A 17,245-nucleotide genomic window follows, 5' to 3' on the forward strand; every position below is an offset into this window, starting at 1 on the left:
CTCCCCGGTGGGTGTCTTGCTGCCGGCAGGCAGAAACAGAGGGGAAAGCGCGTCAGCGAAATGAAATAAGCTATAACTACTATATCAGTTATCGGGAAAATACAGAACGAATAGCTATAAGGCCAGCGAGTGCTGGCCTTTGCGGGAGATTACTTTTTCACTTCCTGCCATTTGCCGTCAACGTAAAACACGGACCAGCCCGTCGCTTTACCCTCTTTTTCAGAGGCGACATATTGCTGTTTGGTTTTACGGCTAAAGCGCACCAGCGTTTTATTGCCTTCCGGATCGACGGCCGGCGCTTCTGCCAGATATTTCAGCTTCTCAGGCAGGCGATCGGCAAAGCGCTGCAGCTCCTCCACCAGCGGCGCGCGGGTCTCGCGCGATTTCGGGAAGGTATTGGCTGCCAGAAACACGCCTGCTGCGCCATCACGCAGAACAAAATAGGCATCCGATTTTTCGCAAGGTAACTCCGGCAGCGGCACCGGATCTTCTTTCGGCGGCGCCACTTCACCATTGCGCAGAATCTTACGCGTATTTTTACACTCGTCATTGGTGCAGGCCATGTACTTGCCGAAACGCCCCATTTTCAGGTGCATTTCAGAGCCACATTTTTCACACTCGACAATCGGACCATCATAGCCCTTGATGCGGAACTCGCCCTGCTCAATTTCGTAGCCGTCGCACTCCGGGTTGTTACCACATACGTGCAGCTTACGGCTGTTATCGATGAGGTAACTGTCCATGGCGGTGCCGCATTTCTGGCAGCGGCGACGGGCACGCAACGCATTGGTTTCGGCATCATCGCCTTCCAGCACGTTCAGCACTTCGTTTTCCGGAATCAGGTTGATGGTCTGCTTGCAGCGCTCTTTCGGCGGCAGCGCATACCCCGAGCACCCCAGGAACACACCGGTGCTGGCGGTCCGGATCCCCATTTTGCGTCCGCAGGTCGGACAGTCAATTGAGGTCAGCACCATCTGATTAGGCTGCATGCCCCCTTCTTCCGGATCCTTTTCAGCCTGATCCAGCTGCTGGCTGAAATCACTGAAGAAGGAGTCCAGCACCGCTTTCCATTCCGCTTCGTTATTGGCGACCTGGTCCAGGCTGTCTTCCATGTGTGCGGTGAAGTCATAGTTCATCAGCTCACGGAAGTTCTCTTCCAGCCGGTCGGTAACAATTTCACCCATTTTCTCGGCATAGAAACGGCGATTTTCCACCCGCACGTAACCGCGATCCTGAATGGTGGAAATGATCGACGCGTACGTCGACGGACGACCAATCCCGCGTTTTTCCAGTTCGCGCACCAGCGACGCTTCGCTGAAACGTGCCGGTGGCTTGGTGAAATGCTGGCCCGGACGCAGCGCGGTCAGATCCAGCGTGTCACCCACGTTAACCGGCGGCAGCGTTAAATCCTCGTCGTTTTTACGCAGTGCCGGCATCACTTTCGTCCAGCCGTCAAAGCGCAGCGTACGGCCTTTGGCTTTCAGCCGGAAGTCACCCGCCGCAACGGTCAGCGTGGTGGAATCATATTGCGCCGGCACCATCTGACAGGCAACAAACTGACGCCAGATCAGCTGGTACAGCTTCTGCGCATCCGCTTCCATATCTTTCAGCTGCTCTGCCGCCACATTGACATCGGAAGGACGAATTGCTTCATGCGCTTCCTGTGAATTCTCTTTGCTGGCATAGGTGACCGGCGCGTCTGGCAGGTATTTTTTACCGAAGCTGCTCTCCACATAGCCGCGCGCCATGGCCACCGCGTCCTGGCTCAGGTTGGTAGAATCGGTACGCATATAGGTGATGTGGCCAGCTTCATACAGGCGCTGTGCCATCATCATGGTTTTTTTCACGCCAAAACCAAGGCGCGTACTGGCGGCCTGCTGCAGCGTGGACGTAATAAAGGGTGCAGAAGGCTTGCTGCTGGTCGGCTTGTCTTCCCGATCGAGCACGGCAAACCGGGCTTTTTCGAGGATGGCCACCGCCGCCTGTGTCTGTTCACGGTTTACCGGGCGGAAGGCTTTGTCATTCTGATGCGTCACACGCATCGCCAGCGCATCGCCTTTCGGCGTCGCGAAATCGGCGTCGATTTCCCAGTACTCTTCCGGTACAAACGCTTTGATTTCGCGTTCGCGTTCCACCACCAGACGTACCGCGACTGACTGCACGCGGCCGGCAGAGAGACCGCGGGCAATTTTCTTCCACAGCAGTGGCGAAACCATATACCCCACTACGCGGTCCATAAAGCGGCGCGCCTGCTGCGCATTCACGCGCTCAATGTTCAGTTCGCCCGGCTTTTCAAATGCCTGACGAATCGCATTTTTGGTGATTTCGTTGAACACCACGCGGCTGAAACGCTTGTCGTCACCACCGATCACTTCCCGCAGGTGCCAGGCAATGGCTTCCCCTTCGCGGTCAAGGTCGGTCGCGAGATAGATGTGGTCGGCATCGGCCGCCAGGTTTTTCAGCTCCGCCACCACCTTCTCTTTTCCGGGCAGGATCTGATAATCCGCTTCCCAGCCGTGCCAGGGGTCGACACCCATGCGGCTGACCAGCGCGGCCTTCTCATCTTTTTTGACTTTCTTGCCGGTTTTGCTCTTCTCTCCATCGGCACTTTTACGGGTCGTTGAACCACTGGTCGGCAAATCACGGATATGACCGACGCTGGATTTCACCACGTAGTCATTACCGAGGTATTTATTGATTGTTTTGGCCTTTGCCGGGGACTCAACGATGACGAGTGCTTTACCCATATGTACCTTTACCTAATGAAAACGTCCTGATAAACGGGAGAGGATTGGAGGCCCCAAAACCCAACGGGTTCAATATTGTTGCCAGCTTTTTTATTTTCAAGCCAGCGGGGGACAATCTCAGGTCAGATTGCATCGACATTTGCAACTTTATGATTAGAAGCGAGTTTTCCGTCTGACAGCATCACACATCCGGGTGTGATCTCCCTGAAAGCTGAATCGCCCACACTCTACCTGATAAAATCCGTTACGCAACTTAATTAGCATTCCGTTTAAATTTGCGCCAGTTTTCGTCCCGGTGGCGGATTTGCTGAACGCGATAGCAGGCAAGTAATATAGAAGGAGAAAACAGGCTGTCAAAAAAGGCGGGCATGATGTCAGTAAAAACGGAAGCGATTTCACACTCTGCGCTGCTGGAAATAGCGAATCAGTTAATCCGGCAGCACGACGACTATTTTGCCGGGATGGAAGCCAACGCGGTTATTCAGCAGGGCGACGTGCTGGTGTTTCGCGGCCCGTGGTTTACCGATGACGCGGGGTTGCCAACAGCGAAAACCACGGCGGTGTTCAACGTGTTCAAACATCTGGCTGTGGTGCTTTCCGCACGCTATCACCTGATATAAAAAACCCGGCCGCCGCCGGGTCGGTTTACAGCAGCGGGCGGTGACCGCGCTGCCAGATTTTCAGAATCAGTCGTTCTGCGGCGTGACTGGCGCTGCCGGTAAAGCGGTCCATCATTTTCTTTTTCCGCGCATAGTGCACGCCCAGCACGCTAAAGCGATCCATCTGCTGAATGATCAGCGCATCGCTGGTGCCAATGTCATCGACCAGGCCCAGATCCAGCGCCTGACGACCATACCAGTGCTCGCCAGTTGCCACCTTGTCCAGATCCAGCGCCGGACGCATCTGCCGGACAAAATCTTTAAACAGCTGATGGGTTTCGTTGAGATCTTCCTGGAACTTCTCGCGCCCTTCTTCGGTGTTTTCACCAAACAGCGTCAGCGTGCGTTTATACTGTCCTGCGGTGTGCAGTTCCACATCAATATCGTTACGTTTCAGCAGGCGGTTGAAGTTAGGGATCTGCGCCACGACGCCGATCGAACCAATAATTGAGAACGGCGCTGCCACGATGCGATCTGCCACGCAGGCCATCATATAGCCACCGCTGGCCGCCACTTTGTCGACCGCCGCCGTGAGCTTCAGGCCGGCATCACGCAAACGCTGCAGTTGCGAAGCAGCCAGACCATAGCCATGCACCACGCCGCCGGGACTTTCCAGACGCAGCAGCACTTCATCGCCCGGCTGTGCCACCGCCAGCACGGCGGAAACCTCTTCGCGCAGCGAGCTGACTTCGCCCGCGTCCATACTGCCTTTGAACTCCAGCACATACAGCACCGGCTTCGGCGCTTCGCTGACGCCAGCTTTGACATTGCGCTTTTCCGCTTTTGCCTTCTGCTTCTCTTCTTTCTTATGCTGCTTCAGCCACGCTTTTTGCGCCTGCGGTTGCATTTTTGCCAGCTGCAGCTCTTCCTTCATCTGACGGTAATCATCATCAAGATGCGTGACGCGCAGCTGACCGCCGCTCTGGCGTTTGCGCAGCGCGGCATTCATCACAATCACAACAATTGCCGCAATCGCCACCACAACGGTGACGGCCTTGGCCAGAAATAATCCATAGCTGGAGAGTAAATCCATGCTGCCGCCTTATTAAACAGTAAATTACAGAACCACGCTGAGTGTACCCGCTTTAGCGTAATTCGTCGCCTGAAAAGCCCGCAGGCGGCACAGAATGCGCGTTTCGGCGATTGCACCGGATGAAGAATTGAGGCATAAAGCCAAAACCTTCTGACCTGCCAAAGGACATCGCTGTGCATTATCAACCTAAAAGCGATCTGCTGGAAAATCGCATTATTCTGGTCACCGGCGCTTCGGACGGAATTGGCCGCGAAGCGGCGCTGACTTACGCACGCTATGGCGCACGCGTTATTCTGCTCGGGCGCAACGCCGCCACGCTGCAGCAAACGGAAGCGGCTATTAATCAGTTAAATAAACAGCCCGCTTCCTCAGTGCTGCTTGACCTGTCTCAGGCTACGCCGGAAAGCTGTCAGCGCGTAGCCGATGAAATCGGCGCGCAGGTACCGCGCCTCGATGGCGTGCTGCACAATGCCGGCATTCTGGGTGAGATCGTGCCGCTGGCCGAGCTTGACCCGGCAGTCTGGCGCGAAGTGATGCAGATTAACCTGGATGCCACCTTCTATTTAACGCAGGCCCTGTTACCTCTGCTGCTGAAATCCGATGCCGGCTCGCTGGTGTTTACCACTTCCAGCGTCGGTCGCACCGGACGCGCCGGCTGGGGCGCCTATGCCGTGTCGAAATTTGCGACAGAAGGCATGATGCAGGTGCTGGCGGACGAATATAAAAATCATCCGCTTCGCGTAAACTGCATCAATCCGGGCGGTACGCGCACCAAAATGCGCGCCAGCGCCTTCCCGGAAGAGAATGCCAGCCTGCTGAAAACGCCAGCGGATTTGATGCCGCTCTATCTGTATGTCATGGGTGACGACAGCCGGCGGAAAACCGGCATCAGTTTTGATGCGCAGCCGGGACGCAAACCGGGGCCAGCCAGCGCATGAGCGATCGTCATCAGCAGCGCCAGCAGCGCCTGAAAGAGCAGGTAGATGCCCGTATCGCGGCGGCCACAGAAACGCGCGGTATCCTGATGGTGTTTACCGGCAACGGTAAGGGCAAAACCACCGCCGCGTTCGGCACGGCCTTGCGCGCCTGCGGCCACGGCAAAAAGGTAGCGGCGGTGCAGTTTATCAAAGGGGAATGGGCCAACGGCGAACACAATCTGCTGGAACAGCACGGCGTTGAATTTCAGGTGATGGCCACCGGTTTTACGTGGGAAACGCAAAGCCGCGAGACGGATACGGCTGCCTGCCAGCAGGTCTGGCAGCAGGCCCGCCGTATGCTGGCTGACGAGCGCCTGGATCTGGTGATCCTGGATGAGATCACTTACATGGTCAGCATGGATTATCTCGATCTGGATGAACTGGTCAGCGCCCTGCAGCAGCGTCCGCAGCACATGAGCGTTATTATTACCGGGCGCGGATGTCACCGTACGCTGCAGGAGATGGCCGATACTGTGACCGAAATGCGGCCGGTCAAACACGCCTTCGATGCCGGTATTCAGGCGCAGCAGGGTATTGACTGGTAACAGGCAGGCAGACGCCGCACGCGGCGGCGTCTTGCAGGGGATCAGCTGCCGCGTTTGTTGCTGTTGCGGCGCGGGCTGTTATTGCTTACCGCGCTGTGGCGTTTCACCGCACGGCGAATCTGATTGGCTTTGGTGCGGCGACGATCTTTCTCGACGGCCACTTTGGTAACGGTCTCTTCCGGCATGCCGACTAAGGTACGCAGGTAGTTGACCGCTGACAGTTCCATCTCCATCCAGCCGCCGCGTGGCAGGCCTTTTGGCAGCTGGATATCGCCGTAGCGGACGCGCATCAGACGGCTGACCTGTACGCCAACGGCTTCCCACAGGCGGCGGACTTCACGGTTGCGGCCTTCGGTCAGCGTCACGTTGTACCACTGGTTCATGCCTTCGCCGCCGGCAAATTTAATGGTTTTAAACGATGCCGGGCCATCTTCCAGCTGTACCCCTTTGCTCAGCTGGCGCACTTTATCATCGTCCACCTCGCCGAATACACGCACCGCATATTCACGCTCCACTTCGCGGCTGGGGTGCATCAGACGATTCGCCAGCTCACCATCGGTGGTGAACAGCAGCAGACCGCAGGTGTTCACGTCCAGACGCCCCACCGCAATCCAGCGGGAGCCGCGCAGGCGCGGCAGGCGATCAAACACCGTAGGACGCCCTTCGGGATCGTTGCGCGTACAGAGTTCGCCTTCCGGTTTGTAATAGGCCAGCACGCGGCATACTTCGGTAGCGGATTCAGCAATCGATACCAGATGACCGTCAATGCGGATTTTCAGGGATTTGTCATTTTCAATGCGATCGCCCAGCGTCGCCAGTTTGCCGTCGACGCTGACGCGTCCGGCTGAAATCATTGCTTCGATTTCACGACGCGAACCGTGACCGGCTCGCGCTAATACTTTCTGTAATTTCTCGCTCATGGAGCTGCCTCGTTGTCGCCTTCCCAGGCGTCGTGGTAAGAAGAGGTAAGATAAAGGCGTTACCAGTTCCCTTATCAGAATCAATAAGCGCTGCGCATCACTTTCTCAGGCGCAGGCGGACGGCGATTTTACACCAGACCCGATTGGGTTAACACCTTTTCCTTCCCTGCCGATAACAAAGGGTCCTGCCGTCTGACGCGGCGTGCTGAAGGCGGACGCATCCGTTGCGGTGGCTAATGCATTTCACCGGCAGCGCCGCAGGCAGAATGTTGCAACTCACTGTATTTTTATTGCTTTTAAGTCCATTCTTCTCTCAACTGCTGCCTGTCCTCTTCACTCTGAAAAACATTAACTCTGTTGATTAACCACCCCCTATCACAGCACGCTGCCCGCCTTCACAATTCCAAACATAAAATCTGACTAAAAACGCAAAAACAGCACAAACCACTGAAACAATGTGTTAAGGCGCTATTGAAGCTATCCGCAATAAGAAATAAACAGTGAATTGGCACTACAGGTTGAATTAAGTCTGTATTTTCCTTTTATTTAATTCAGATTAAATAACATGAATTGTTATGATCAAAAAACTGTGTAAAATTTAAGCCTGACAGCCAGTGTGTCGCATTAATAAACGGCACCCCATTTACGCTTTAACCTCTTTTTTACAACAGGCTGTTAACGAATAAAACTGTAGCTTTACTGATAAAATAAACCGGCGCGCACGGGATACAACGCGTTTATTTCTGTACGGATTACGTTAATTGGTATGTCGAAAGTCTTCACCAGGGATTTTACTGACATGCCGTAATTGAAGACGACTATCATGCGAACCTCTCTGCTTTGGCCTGCGCTGACGGCGCTGGCACTGAGCGGTTGTTCCGTGGGCCATACTGAATACAGTCGAACGGCACTGCAGCACGTTGATATGAGCGTGACCGGCATCCCGACCGTATTGGGCATGGGCATTCTCGGCACAACCATTCCTCTGACACCGGAATATAGCCTGACAGCGGCACACGTGGCTAAGACCGCCGTGCAGCGCGTAAAGGCGTATCATCCTTATTGCGATGTCGCGATTATTTATCATAAAAACAGCCCGGATACGCTGGCAAAATTCCGCACCAGCGCGGTGGGCGAACCGATAAAGATGTATGGCTACAGCTTTATTTCCGCGATGCCGGTTGAATCGAGTGGCGTTAATTTAGCGCGCACGGCGATTACTAATAACTGGAATAAAAAACCCTGTATGGCCATGGCGTCAAATGCGGGCGTGGTGCAGGGAATGTCCGGCGGCGCAGTATATAATGCTGATCAGACCATCGGCGGCGTGATTGTGGGATATACCCATCAGATCTCCAACATGCAGAGCAAAAAAGTCATCCTGAAGGATGTGTCGTTATATATTCCGTACGGTGATTTTAAACGCTGGCTGGAGAGTAATATTAATATTGGCCAGGCACCCGCGACGGCACCTGACCACGCCTGATTACAGGAACGGACGCGTGTCGCCCACCCCTTCCCGCACCACTACCGGCGCATCGCTGGTCAGGTCGATGACGGTGGTGGGCTGCTGGCCCAGCGTCCCGCCGTCCATAATCAGATCGACCAGCTTGCCAATGCTGTGCTGAATCTCTTCCGGATCCGATTCAGTAAAATCATTGCCCGGCAGCATCAGCGAGGTGGACATCATCGGCTCGTTAAGCCGTTCCAGCAGCGCCAGCGCCACCGGATTAGACGGCACGCGCAGGCCGATGGTTTTACGCTTGTCATTCATCAGACGCCGCGGCACCTCTTTGGTGGCCTTGAGAATAAAGGTGTAGCTGCCCGGCGTGTTGTTTTTCAGCAAACGGAATGCGCTGTTGTCGACCTGTGAATAGGTGGAGAGCTCCGACAGATCGCGGCACATCAGCGTGAAGTTGTGATTACCGTGCAGCTGACGGATGCGGCAGATGCGCTCCATGGCGTTTTTCTCTTCCAGCCGACAGCCCAGCGCGTAGCCGGAATCGGTGGGATACACGATGACACCGCCTTTGTTCAGATAGTCCACCGCCTGGTTAATCAGGCGTGGCTGTGGATTGTCCGGATGTATATGAAAACGTTGACTCATAAAAACCCCTTGTCACCTGTCTGCGTCAGCGATCGCCGGTGCCAGCGCCGGGAAACGTTCCCAGATGGGTTCAACGCCGCCCGGTAACCACAGTTTGCGGCCCAGTTCGATCCACGGACAGGGTTGGTGAAAATCCGATCCCTGCGATGCGGCCAGCTGATTATCACGCGCATAGCCTGCCAGCGTCGTGCGCTCATTGGGCGGCTGCTGACACTGCGCCACTTCTATTGCATCGCCACCGCAGGCGGCAAACCAGGCAATCAGGCGCTTCAGCCATTTTGCCGAAAGGCCATAGCGGCCCGGATGCGCCAGCACAGCAACACCACCGGAATCATGAATGGCATCAATGGCTTGTTCAATTGTACACCATTGTGGCGGGACATAGCCGGTTTTCCCGCGCGCCAGATAGTGTTTGAAAACCTGCGCCAGATTATCCGCTTTGCCGATTTCCACCAGATAACGGGCAAAATGCCCGCGGGTGATTACCCCGCCCTGCGCCAGCCGCTGCGCGCCTGCCAGCGCATCGGGAATACTGGCGCGCGCCAGCCGTTCGGCAATCATCCCGGCCCGCGCGTGACGGAGCTGATGCTGACTGGCCAGAAACGCTGTCAGCGCTGGATGCTGACACGCAACATTCAGCCCGACGATATGAATTTCATGATTTTCCCACAGCGTAGACGCCTCAACGCCCGCCAGCACGCGCAGCGGCAGATCGTGCGCGGCCGCCTGAGCGGCAGCCACGCCAGCCACCGTATCGTGATCGGTAATCGCCAGTACGCCAACGTTCATGTCTGCCGCACGCTGCACCAGGTCAGCCGGCGTCAGCAGGCCGTCTGACGCCTGCGTATGGCTGTGTAAATCATAAAGAGGAAAACGGGGAATATCCGACAAAGTGACTCCAGCAACAGCGTAAATCCGGCTGGCATAATAACGATTTTGCAGTTAACTGAAAAAGGGTATTGACTTTTTTCACCTGAACCAGTTAACTAGTACACAAGTTCACACGCAACGGGTATTTAATTATGGCGCAGCTTGTTACGCATTTTCAGGGTTGGTGGCGCGGGGTTCCCTTTTTCGGGCGACGTCGTCGTGCACACTTTGCGTAACCGCAGTGCAGATACCTGAGCCCGCCATCGAGCGGGCTTTTTTTTGAGCGAAATTCAGAGAATCCAACATGGCTAATGCGAAACCTACAGTGAAGTTGATTACCGGTACCGCGCCCTACCGCGAAGATCCGGCCGCAGTGTTTCATCAGTTGTGCGGCGCACGTCCGGCGACTCTGTTGCTCGAATCTGCGGATATCGACAGCAAGAAAAACCTCAAGAGTCTGCTGATTGTTGATAGCGCGCTGCGCATCAGCGCGCTTGGCAACATCGTGACGCTGCAGGCGCTGTCCGAAAACGGCCGCGCCCTGTTGCCGCTGCTGGATGATGCGCTGCCGCCGGAGGTGCGCATTGAGGCGCGTCCGGACGGTCGTGAGCTGCACTTCAGCACGCCGCATGGCCTGCAGGACGAGGACTCACGGCTTAAAGCGCTGTCGGTGTTCGATGCGCTGCGCCTGATCCCGCAGCTGGTGAACAGCCCGGATGACGAGCGGGAAGCCATGCTGCTGGGCGGTCTGTTCGCCTACGATCTGGTGGCGGGCTTTGAAGACCTGCCGGCGCTGCGCAATGAGCAGCGCTGCCCGGATTACTGCTTCTACCTGGCAGAAACCTTACTGGTGATCGACCATCAGCAGCGCAGCGCGCGCCTGCAGGCCAGCCTGTTTGCCCCTTCCACCAGCGAGTTCCAGCGGCTGCAAAGCCGCATCGAGCAGCTGCACGGCCAGATGATGCAGCCTGCGCCCGCCCTGCCGGTGCAGCGCGTTGAGCAGATGACGCTCAGCACCAGCCAGAGCGATGAAGCATACTGCAATGTCGTCAGCGAGATGCAGCAGGCCATTCGCATCGGTGAAATTTTCCAGGTGGTGCCTTCACGTCGGTTCTCGCTGCCGTGCCCTTCGCCGCTGGCCGCTTATGACACGCTGAAAAACAGCAATCCCAGCCCCTATATGTTCTTTATGCAGGATCAGGATTTTGCGCTGTTCGGTGCATCCCCGGAAAGCTCACTGAAATATGATGCGCGCTCACGTCAGATTGAGATCTACCCGATTGCCGGCACCCGACCACGCGGCCGTCATGCCGATGGCTCGCTCGATCGCGACCTCGACAGCCGTATTGAGCTGGAAATGCGTACCGACCACAAAGAGCTGGCTGAGCACCTGATGCTGGTTGACCTGGCGCGTAACGATCTGGCGCGCATCTGCGTCCCGGGCAGCCGCTACGTTGCCGACCTGACAAAAGTGGATCGCTACTCTTTTGTCATGCACCTGGTGTCCCGCGTGGTGGGCACGCTGCGTGAGGATCTTGACGTGCTGCATGCCTACCGCGCCTGCATGAACATGGGCACGCTGAGCGGTGCACCGAAGGTGCGCGCCATGCAGCTGATTGCTGAAAAAGAGGGAACGCGACGCGGCAGCTACGGCGGCGCGGTGGGCTATTTCACCGCCCACGGCGATCTGGACACCTGCATCGTGATTCGCTCCGCCTGGGTGGAAAACGGCATGGCCACCGTGCAGGCCGGTGCCGGGGTGGTGCTGGATTCCCAGCCGCAGGCTGAAGCCGATGAGAGCCGCAACAAAGCCCGCGCTGTGCTGCGCGCCATTGCCACCGCCCATCACTGCAAGGAGATTTTCTGATGGCCGATATCCTGCTGCTCGATAATATCGACTCCTTTACCTACAACCTCGTTGATCAGCTGCGTACCTTCGGCCACAACGTGGTGATCTACCGCAACAACGTGCCGGCGGACGTGCTGATTGCGCGCCTGCAGCAGATGGAAAAGCCGGTGCTGATGCTGTCACCCGGCCCGGGCGCACCAAAAGACGCGGGCTGCATGCCGCAGCTGCTGCAAACGCTGCGCGGACAGCTGCCGATTATCGGTATCTGCCTCGGACATCAGGCGATTGTCGAAGCGTACGGCGGTCATGTCGGCCAGGCGGGAGAAATCCTGCACGGCAAAGCCTCCGCGGTGACGCACGACGGTGAAGCGATGTTTGCCGGCCTGAGCAATCCGCTGCCGGTGGCGCGCTACCATTCGCTGGTTGGCAGCAACACCCCGGCTGAACTTATCGTCAACGCCAGCTACAACGGCATGGTGATGGCGGTGCGCCACGAAGCCGACCGCGTATGCGGCTTCCAGTTCCACCCTGAATCCATCCTTACCACGCAGGGTGCCCGTTTATTAGAGCAGACGCTGAACTGGGCGCTGGCGCCGTATCAGGGAGAATAAGATGCAAACGATTCTGGAAAAACTGTATCAGGCGCAGACGCTGAGCCAGGCCGAGAGCCACCAGCTGTTCAGCGCCATCATCACCGGCCAGCTGGAGCCGACGCAGCTTGCCGCCGCGCTGATCGCCATGAAAGTGCGCGGCGAGCAGCCGGAAGAGATCGCCGGCGCGGCATCTGCGTTGCTGGCTGATGCGAAGCCGTTTCCCCGTCCCGACTATGCGTTTGCCGATATCGTTGGCACCGGCGGCGACGGCAGCAACAGCATTAACATCTCTACCGCCAGTGCCTTTGTGGCCGCCACCTGCGGGCTGAAAGTGGCCAAGCACGGTAACCGCAGCGTCTCCAGCAAATCCGGCTCTTCCGACCTGCTGGCCGCGTTTGGTATTAATCTGGACATGCCGGCCGAACAGGCGCGCGCGGCGCTGGATGCGCTGAACGTCTGCTTCCTGTTTGCGCCGCAGTATCACACCGGTTTTCGCCATGCAATGCCGGTGCGGCAGCAGCTGAAATCGCGCACGCTGTTTAACGTGCTGGGTCCGCTGATCAATCCGGCACGCCCGCCGCTGGCGGTCATTGGCGTCTATAGCCCGGAGCTGGTGCTGCCGATTGCCCAAACGCTGAAGGTGCTGGGGTATCAGCGCGCGGCAGTGGTGCACGGTGGCGGCATGGATGAAGTTGCGCTGCACAGCGCCACCCAGGTGGCTGAACTGCGCGAAGGCGAAATCACCCGCTATCAGCTGACGCCCGAAGACTTTGGCTTTGGCTTCCAGCCCAAAGAGGCGCTGGCGGGCGGCACCCCGGAAGAAAACCGTGACATTCTGACGCGTTTACTTCAGGGTAAAGGCCAGCCTGCCCATGAGCAGGCCGTTGCGGTCAACGTCGCAATGTTGCTGAAAGTATTCGGAAATGAAGATTTACGCGAGAACACCGGGCGCGCAGTGGCCGCGATTCGCAGCGGCCAGGCTTATGAGCGCGTTGTCGCGCTGGCAGCGAGAGGATGAGATGAGTATCAAAGGCACCGTTTTAGAGAAAATCGTACAGGATAAAGCCGTCTGGGTGGCGGCACGTCAGGCGCAGCAGCCGCTGGCAAGCTTCCGCAACGATCTGCAACCGGCACAGCGCCACTTTTACGATGCGCTGCGCGGTACCCGCACCGTGTTTATTCTGGAGTGCAAAAAAGCCTCGCCGTCGAAAGGGCTGATTCGCGAAGATTTTGATCCGGCCACCATTGCCGGCATCTATCGCCATCACGCTTCGGCCGTCTCCGTGCTGACCGATGAAAAGTATTTTCAGGGGAAGTTCGAATTTCTGCCGATTGTCAGTGCGGCCATTACCCAGCCGGTGTTGTGTAAAGATTTCATTATCGACCCCTATCAGATCTATCTGGCGCGCCACTATCAGGCCGATGCGATTCTGCTGATGCTCTCCGTGCTGGATGATGAGCAGTATCGCCAGCTGGCGGCAGTGGCCCACAGTCTGAATATGGGCGTGCTGACGGAAGTCAGCAACGAGGATGAGCTGGCGCGCGCTATCGCACTGGAAGCCCGGGTGGTGGGCATTAACAACCGTGACCTGCGCGATCTCTCCATTGACCTCAACCGCACGCGCCAGCTGGCACCGCGCCTGGGGCATGGCGTCACGGTCATCAGTGAATCCGGCATCCACAACTATGCTCAGGTGCGGGAATTAAGCCATTTTGCTCAGGGGTTCCTGATCGGCTCTGCCCTGATGGAAGAAGCCGATCTCAACGCGGGCGTCTGCCGCGTCCTGCTTGGTGATAACAAGGTCTGCGGCCTGACACGCGCAGAAGATGCGCGCGTCGCGCATGAAGCCGGCGCAATCTATGGCGGCTTGATTTTTGCCGCCGGTTCCCCGCGCTGCATTGATGTGGAGCAGGCGCAGCGCGTGATTGGCGGCGCGCCGCTGAAGTACGTCGGTGTGTTCCGCAATAACAGTATCAGTGACATTGTCACTCTGGCGCGCACTCTGTCGCTTGCTGCCGTACAGTTGCACGGTGATGAAGACCCGGCATTTGTGGCTGCGCTGCGGCAGGCATTGCCGGCGTCGGTCAGCATCTGGAAAGCCCTGAGCATTAAAGATCGCCTGCCCGCGCGTGACTGGCCACACGTTGACCGTTACGTGCTGGACAATGGTCAGGGCGGCACCGGCCAGCGCTTCGACTGGTCGCTGCTGCAGGGGGAAGACCTCAGCAATGTGCTGCTGGCCGGTGGCCTGAGCGCGGATAACTGTGTGGAAGCCGCACGACTCGGTTGCGCCGGGCTCGACTTCAACTCCGGTGTGGAAGCATCGCCCGGCATCAAAGATGCGGCAAAAGTCGCGGCAGTGTTCCGTACGCTGCGCGCCTATTAATTTCGCCTGCCCGCCGCGCGCGGGCCGGATAAGGAAAGTGAGACCATGACAACGTTATTGAACCCCTATTTTGGTGAGTTTGGCGGTCAGTATGTGCCGCAGATCCTGATGCCTGCCCTGCGCCAGCTGGAAGCGGCCTTTGTCGAAGCACAGCGCGATCCGGCGTTTCAGGCTGAATTCACGGATTTGCTGAAAAACTATGCCGGTCGCCCGACCGCGCTGACGCTGTGCAGTAACCTGACCCAGGGCAGCAACACCCGCCTTTACCTGAAGCGCGAAGATCTGCTGCACGGCGGCGCGCATAAAACCAATCAGGTGCTGGGCCAGGCTCTGCTGGCGAAGCGGATGGGCAAAAATGAGATCATTGCGGAAACCGGTGCCGGCCAGCACGGTGTCGCATCCGCACTGGCCTGTGCGCTGCTGGGCATGAAGTGCCGCATCTATATGGGAGCCAAAGACGTGGAGCGTCAGTCGCCAAACGTGTTCCGCATGCGGCTGATGGGCGCGGAAGTGATCCCGGTGCACAGCGGGTCCGCCACGCTGAAAGATGCCTGCAACGAGGCGCTGCGTGACTGGTCTGGCAGCTATGAAACCGCGCACTATATGCTCGGCACCGCCGCCGGCCCGCATCCGTTCCCGACCATTGTACGGGAGTTTCAGCGGATGATTGGCGAAGAGACCAAAGCGCAGATTCTGGAAAAAGAGGGTCGTCTGCCGGATGCGGTGCTCGCCTGCGTTGGCGGCGGGTCCAATGCCATCGGTATGTTTGCTGATTTTATTGATGAAACCGCCGTCCGCCTGATTGGTGTTGAACCGGCCGGTCACGGCATCGAAACCGGCGAACACGGCGCGCCACTTAAGCATGGTCGTGTGGGCATCTATTTCGGCATGAAAGCGCCGATGATGCAGACCGAAGAGGGGCAGATCGAAGAGTCTTACTCCATTTCTGCCGGACTGGATTTCCCGTCTGTAGGACCGCAGCATGCTCACCTCAACAGCACCGGTCGTGCCGACTATGTATCAATTACCGATGATGAAGCGCTGGATGCGTTCAAAACCCTGTGCCGCGCAGAAGGGATTATCCCGGCGCTGGAGTCGTCACATGCGCTGGCCTATGCGCTGAAAATGATTCGCGAGAATCCGGAAAAAGAGCAGCTGCTGGTGGTTAACCTCTCCGGCCGCGGCGATAAAGACATCTTCACCGTTCACGATATTCTGAAAGCTAAGGGAGAGATCTGATGGAACGTTATAGTCAGCTGTTTCAGCGCCTGGCGGCAAAGCAGGAAGGCGCGTTCGTTCCTTTTGTCACCCTCGGCGATCCGTCACCGGCGCTGTCGCTGCAGATTATCGATACGCTGGTCGCTGGCGGAGCCGATGCGCTGGAGCTGGGCATCCCTTTCTCTGATCCGCTGGCCGATGGCCCGACCATTCAGGGCGCCACGCTGCGCGCCTTTGCCGCCGGCACCACCGTGGCGCAGTGTTTTGAAATGCTGGCCACGGTGCGTCAGAAGTACCCGGATTTACCGATCGGCCTGCTGATGTACGCCAACCTGGTATTCAGCCGCGGCATCGATAACTTTTATGCGCAGTGCGCTGCTGTCGGCGTGGATTCCGTGCTGGTGGCGGATGTGCCGGTTGAAGAGTCGGCACCGTTCCGTCAGGCTGCACTGCGCCACAATATTGCGCCGATTTTTATCTGCCCGCCGAATGCCAGCGACGACCTGCTGCGTGAGATTGCCACGCACGGGCGCGGCTACACCTACCTGCTGTCACGCGCCGGCGTCACCGGGGCGGAAAACCGCGCCAGCCTGCCGCTTCAGCATCTGATTGAGAAGCTGCGCGACTACCAGGCCGCGCCGCCGCTGCAGGGCTTCGGCATTTCGGAACCCGGCCAGGTAAAAGAAGCGATTGCCGCCGGGGCCGCCGGGACGATCTCCGGTTCAGCCATCGTAAAAATCATCGAGCGCAACCAGAGCGATCCGGCAGCGCTGCTGCAGGCGCTGCAGGCGTTTGTCAGCAGCCTGAAAGCGGCGACCCGCTAAGCGGCACGCCCGGTCTTGTCCGCGGATAAGGCCGGGTTTCTCTCTGTGCGCCAGCCTGAAACCCCTTCCCCTGACTTTTTCATTGCGTCTGAGTTGCCTAATAGTCAACCTCAGCCCACACTTAATTGCACCGTCTCGTTACGGGGTAAAACCATCTAAGACAGGGAGATAACCAATGAAATTGTTCAAAGTCGTTGCGGGATTTTTAGTGGCTGCTGTGATGGCGCTGACGCTCAGTGCCTGTGCTCCTACCGCTACCCATGAAGGTACCGGCGGGTATATCGACGATACGGTAATTACCACCAAAGTCAAAGCGAAACTGCTGGATGATCAGGCGCTGAAATCAACCGAGATCAACGTCGAAACCTTTAAAGGTAAGGTTCAGCTGAGTGGCTTTGTCAGCTCGCCGCAGATGGCTAATCGCGCCGTGGCCGTGACGCGCACCGTGGCCGGTGTGAAATCGGTCGTCAACAATATGCAGATCAAATAATCCTGCGGGCGGCTTTCGGGCCGCCC

General features: G+C 57.5%; 16 protein-coding genes and 1 other annotated feature. Of the genes, 11 read left to right on the forward strand and 5 right to left on the reverse strand.

The genetic code is table 11. From position 1 onward, the window contains the following. Nucleotides 1-149: 149 nt before the first annotated feature. Nucleotides 150-2,747: a type I DNA topoisomerase gene (gene topA / locus D8B20_RS09135; protein WP_145888584.1), complete on the reverse strand. Its 2,598-nt coding sequence runs from the start codon at nt 2,745-2,747 to the stop codon at nt 150-152. A gap of 371 nt (nt 2,748-3,118) precedes the next feature. On the opposite strand from topA, the gene D8B20_RS09140 reads away from it, so the two are divergent. Next, nucleotides 3,119-3,367 carry a DUF2498 family protein gene (locus D8B20_RS09140; protein WP_145890503.1) on the forward strand — a complete coding sequence of 83 codons (249 nt, stop codon included), beginning with the start codon at nt 3,119-3,121 and terminating at the stop codon, nt 3,365-3,367. Between the two features lie 25 nt (nt 3,368-3,392). Here D8B20_RS09140 and sohB read toward each other — a convergent pair whose 3' ends face one another. After that, nucleotides 3,393-4,439 (reverse strand): protease SohB, encoded by a 1,047-nt coding sequence (gene sohB, locus D8B20_RS09145; protein ID WP_145888585.1) that lies wholly within the window; start codon nt 4,437-4,439, stop codon nt 3,393-3,395. Between the two features lie 173 nt (nt 4,440-4,612). Between sohB and D8B20_RS09150 the strand changes: the two genes are divergently transcribed. Next, the gene (locus D8B20_RS09150; RefSeq protein WP_145888586.1) at nt 4,613-5,377 is read left to right on the forward strand and encodes a YciK family oxidoreductase; all 765 of its coding nucleotides are present in this window, start codon (nt 4,613-4,615) and stop codon (nt 5,375-5,377) included. Continuing rightward, nucleotides 5,374-5,961 (forward strand): cob(I)yrinic acid a,c-diamide adenosyltransferase, encoded by a 588-nt coding sequence (gene cobO, locus D8B20_RS09155; RefSeq protein ID WP_145888587.1) that lies wholly within the window; start codon nt 5,374-5,376, stop codon nt 5,959-5,961. The genes D8B20_RS09150 and cobO overlap by 4 nt, the downstream gene beginning before the upstream one ends. Nucleotides 5,962-6,002: 41 nt before the next feature. Here the strand turns inward: cobO and rluB are convergent, their stop codons facing one another. Next, on the reverse strand, nt 6,003-6,881 hold the full coding sequence (gene rluB / locus D8B20_RS09160) for a 23S rRNA pseudouridine(2605) synthase RluB (protein WP_145888588.1): 879 nt from the start codon (nt 6,879-6,881) through the stop codon (nt 6,003-6,005). An 823-nt stretch (nt 6,882-7,704) separates the two neighbouring features. Here rluB and D8B20_RS09165 point away from each other — a divergent pair. Next, nucleotides 7,705-8,367 carry a S1 family serine peptidase gene (locus D8B20_RS09165; protein ID WP_186454351.1) on the forward strand — a complete coding sequence of 221 codons (663 nt, stop codon included), beginning with the start codon at nt 7,705-7,707 and terminating at the stop codon, nt 8,365-8,367. Here D8B20_RS09165 and D8B20_RS09170 read toward each other — a convergent pair whose 3' ends face one another. Both D8B20_RS09170 and rnm read right to left on the reverse strand, forming a co-directional pair. After that, the gene (locus D8B20_RS09170) at nt 8,368-8,988 is read right to left on the reverse strand and encodes an L-threonylcarbamoyladenylate synthase (RefSeq protein WP_145888590.1); all 621 of its coding nucleotides are present in this window, start codon (nt 8,986-8,988) and stop codon (nt 8,368-8,370) included. Nucleotides 8,989-9,000: 12 nt separating this feature from the next. Then, complete coding sequence (gene rnm, locus D8B20_RS09175; RefSeq protein WP_145888591.1) at nt 9,001-9,879, reverse strand: RNase RNM; 879 nt, start codon at nt 9,877-9,879, stop codon at nt 9,001-9,003. A gap of 155 nt (nt 9,880-10,034) precedes the next feature. After that, nucleotides 10,035-10,139: a sequence feature (Trp leader region), on the forward strand. 23 nt (nt 10,140-10,162) lie between these two features. Here rnm and D8B20_RS09180 point away from each other — a divergent pair. From D8B20_RS09180 to D8B20_RS09210, 7 genes are all read left to right on the forward strand, one after another. Beyond that, nucleotides 10,163-11,725, forward strand: coding sequence for an anthranilate synthase component 1 (locus D8B20_RS09180; RefSeq protein ID WP_145888592.1), 1,563 nt, complete (start codon nt 10,163-10,165; stop codon nt 11,723-11,725). Continuing rightward, on the forward strand, nt 11,725-12,318 hold the full coding sequence (locus D8B20_RS09185) for a glutamine amidotransferase-related protein (protein WP_145888593.1): 594 nt from the start codon (nt 11,725-11,727) through the stop codon (nt 12,316-12,318). Before D8B20_RS09180 ends, D8B20_RS09185 begins: the two co-directional genes overlap by 1 nt. 1 nt (nt 12,319) lies before the next feature. Then, entirely contained in the window at nt 12,320-13,318 is a 999-nt protein-coding gene (gene trpD, locus D8B20_RS09190; protein WP_145888594.1) for an anthranilate phosphoribosyltransferase, read from the forward strand. Nucleotide 13,319: 1 nt separating this feature from the next. Continuing rightward, entirely contained in the window at nt 13,320-14,687 is a 1,368-nt protein-coding gene (gene trpCF, locus D8B20_RS09195; RefSeq protein WP_145888595.1) for a bifunctional indole-3-glycerol-phosphate synthase TrpC/phosphoribosylanthranilate isomerase TrpF, read from the forward strand. A gap of 45 nt (nt 14,688-14,732) precedes the next feature. Further along, a complete protein-coding gene (trpB, locus tag D8B20_RS09200; protein WP_145888596.1) occupies nt 14,733-15,926 on the forward strand; it encodes a tryptophan synthase subunit beta in 1,194 nt (397 codons plus the stop codon). Further along, the gene (gene trpA, locus D8B20_RS09205; RefSeq protein WP_145888597.1) at nt 15,926-16,729 is read left to right on the forward strand and encodes a tryptophan synthase subunit alpha; all 804 of its coding nucleotides are present in this window, start codon (nt 15,926-15,928) and stop codon (nt 16,727-16,729) included. Before trpB ends, trpA begins: the two co-directional genes overlap by 1 nt. Nucleotides 16,730-16,904: 175 nt before the next feature. Further along, complete coding sequence (locus D8B20_RS09210; RefSeq protein ID WP_145888598.1) at nt 16,905-17,219, forward strand: BON domain-containing protein; 315 nt, start codon at nt 16,905-16,907, stop codon at nt 17,217-17,219. The last annotated feature ends 26 nt before the right edge of the window (nt 17,220-17,245 follow it).

The organism is Candidatus Pantoea soli (assembly GCF_007833795.1).
GTDB classification, from domain to species: Bacteria; Pseudomonadota; Gammaproteobacteria; order Enterobacterales; family Enterobacteriaceae; genus Pantoea; species Pantoea soli.

Excerpts from the sequence above, each read along its gene's own strand:
- sohB (WP_145888585.1), bottom strand. The coding sequence starts at position 4,439 with ATGGATTTACTCTCCAGCTATGGATTATTTCTGGCCAAGGCCGTCACC.
- trpA (WP_145888597.1), top strand. The coding sequence starts at position 15,926 with ATGGAACGTTATAGTCAGCTGTTTCAGCGCCTGGCGGCAAAGCAGGAA.
- D8B20_RS09210 (WP_145888598.1), top strand. The coding sequence starts at position 16,905 with ATGAAATTGTTCAAAGTCGTTGCGGGATTTTTAGTGGCTGCTGTGATG.
- D8B20_RS09165 (WP_186454351.1), top strand. The coding sequence starts at position 7,705 with ATGCGAACCTCTCTGCTTTGGCCTGCGCTGACGGCGCTGGCACTGAGC.
- cobO (WP_145888587.1), top strand. The coding sequence starts at position 5,374 with ATGAGCGATCGTCATCAGCAGCGCCAGCAGCGCCTGAAAGAGCAGGTA.
- D8B20_RS09185 (WP_145888593.1), top strand. The coding sequence starts at position 11,725 with ATGGCCGATATCCTGCTGCTCGATAATATCGACTCCTTTACCTACAAC.
- topA (WP_145888584.1), bottom strand. The coding sequence starts at position 2,747 with ATGGGTAAAGCACTCGTCATCGTTGAGTCCCCGGCAAAGGCCAAAACA.
- D8B20_RS09140 (WP_145890503.1), top strand. The coding sequence starts at position 3,119 with ATGTCAGTAAAAACGGAAGCGATTTCACACTCTGCGCTGCTGGAAATA.
- rluB (WP_145888588.1), bottom strand. The coding sequence starts at position 6,881 with ATGAGCGAGAAATTACAGAAAGTATTAGCGCGAGCCGGTCACGGTTCG.
- D8B20_RS09170 (WP_145888590.1), bottom strand. The coding sequence starts at position 8,988 with ATGAGTCAACGTTTTCATATACATCCGGACAATCCACAGCCACGCCTG.
- trpD (WP_145888594.1), top strand. The coding sequence starts at position 12,320 with ATGCAAACGATTCTGGAAAAACTGTATCAGGCGCAGACGCTGAGCCAG.
- trpB (WP_145888596.1), top strand. The coding sequence starts at position 14,733 with ATGACAACGTTATTGAACCCCTATTTTGGTGAGTTTGGCGGTCAGTAT.
- trpCF (WP_145888595.1), top strand. The coding sequence starts at position 13,320 with ATGAGTATCAAAGGCACCGTTTTAGAGAAAATCGTACAGGATAAAGCC.
- D8B20_RS09180 (WP_145888592.1), top strand. The coding sequence starts at position 10,163 with ATGGCTAATGCGAAACCTACAGTGAAGTTGATTACCGGTACCGCGCCC.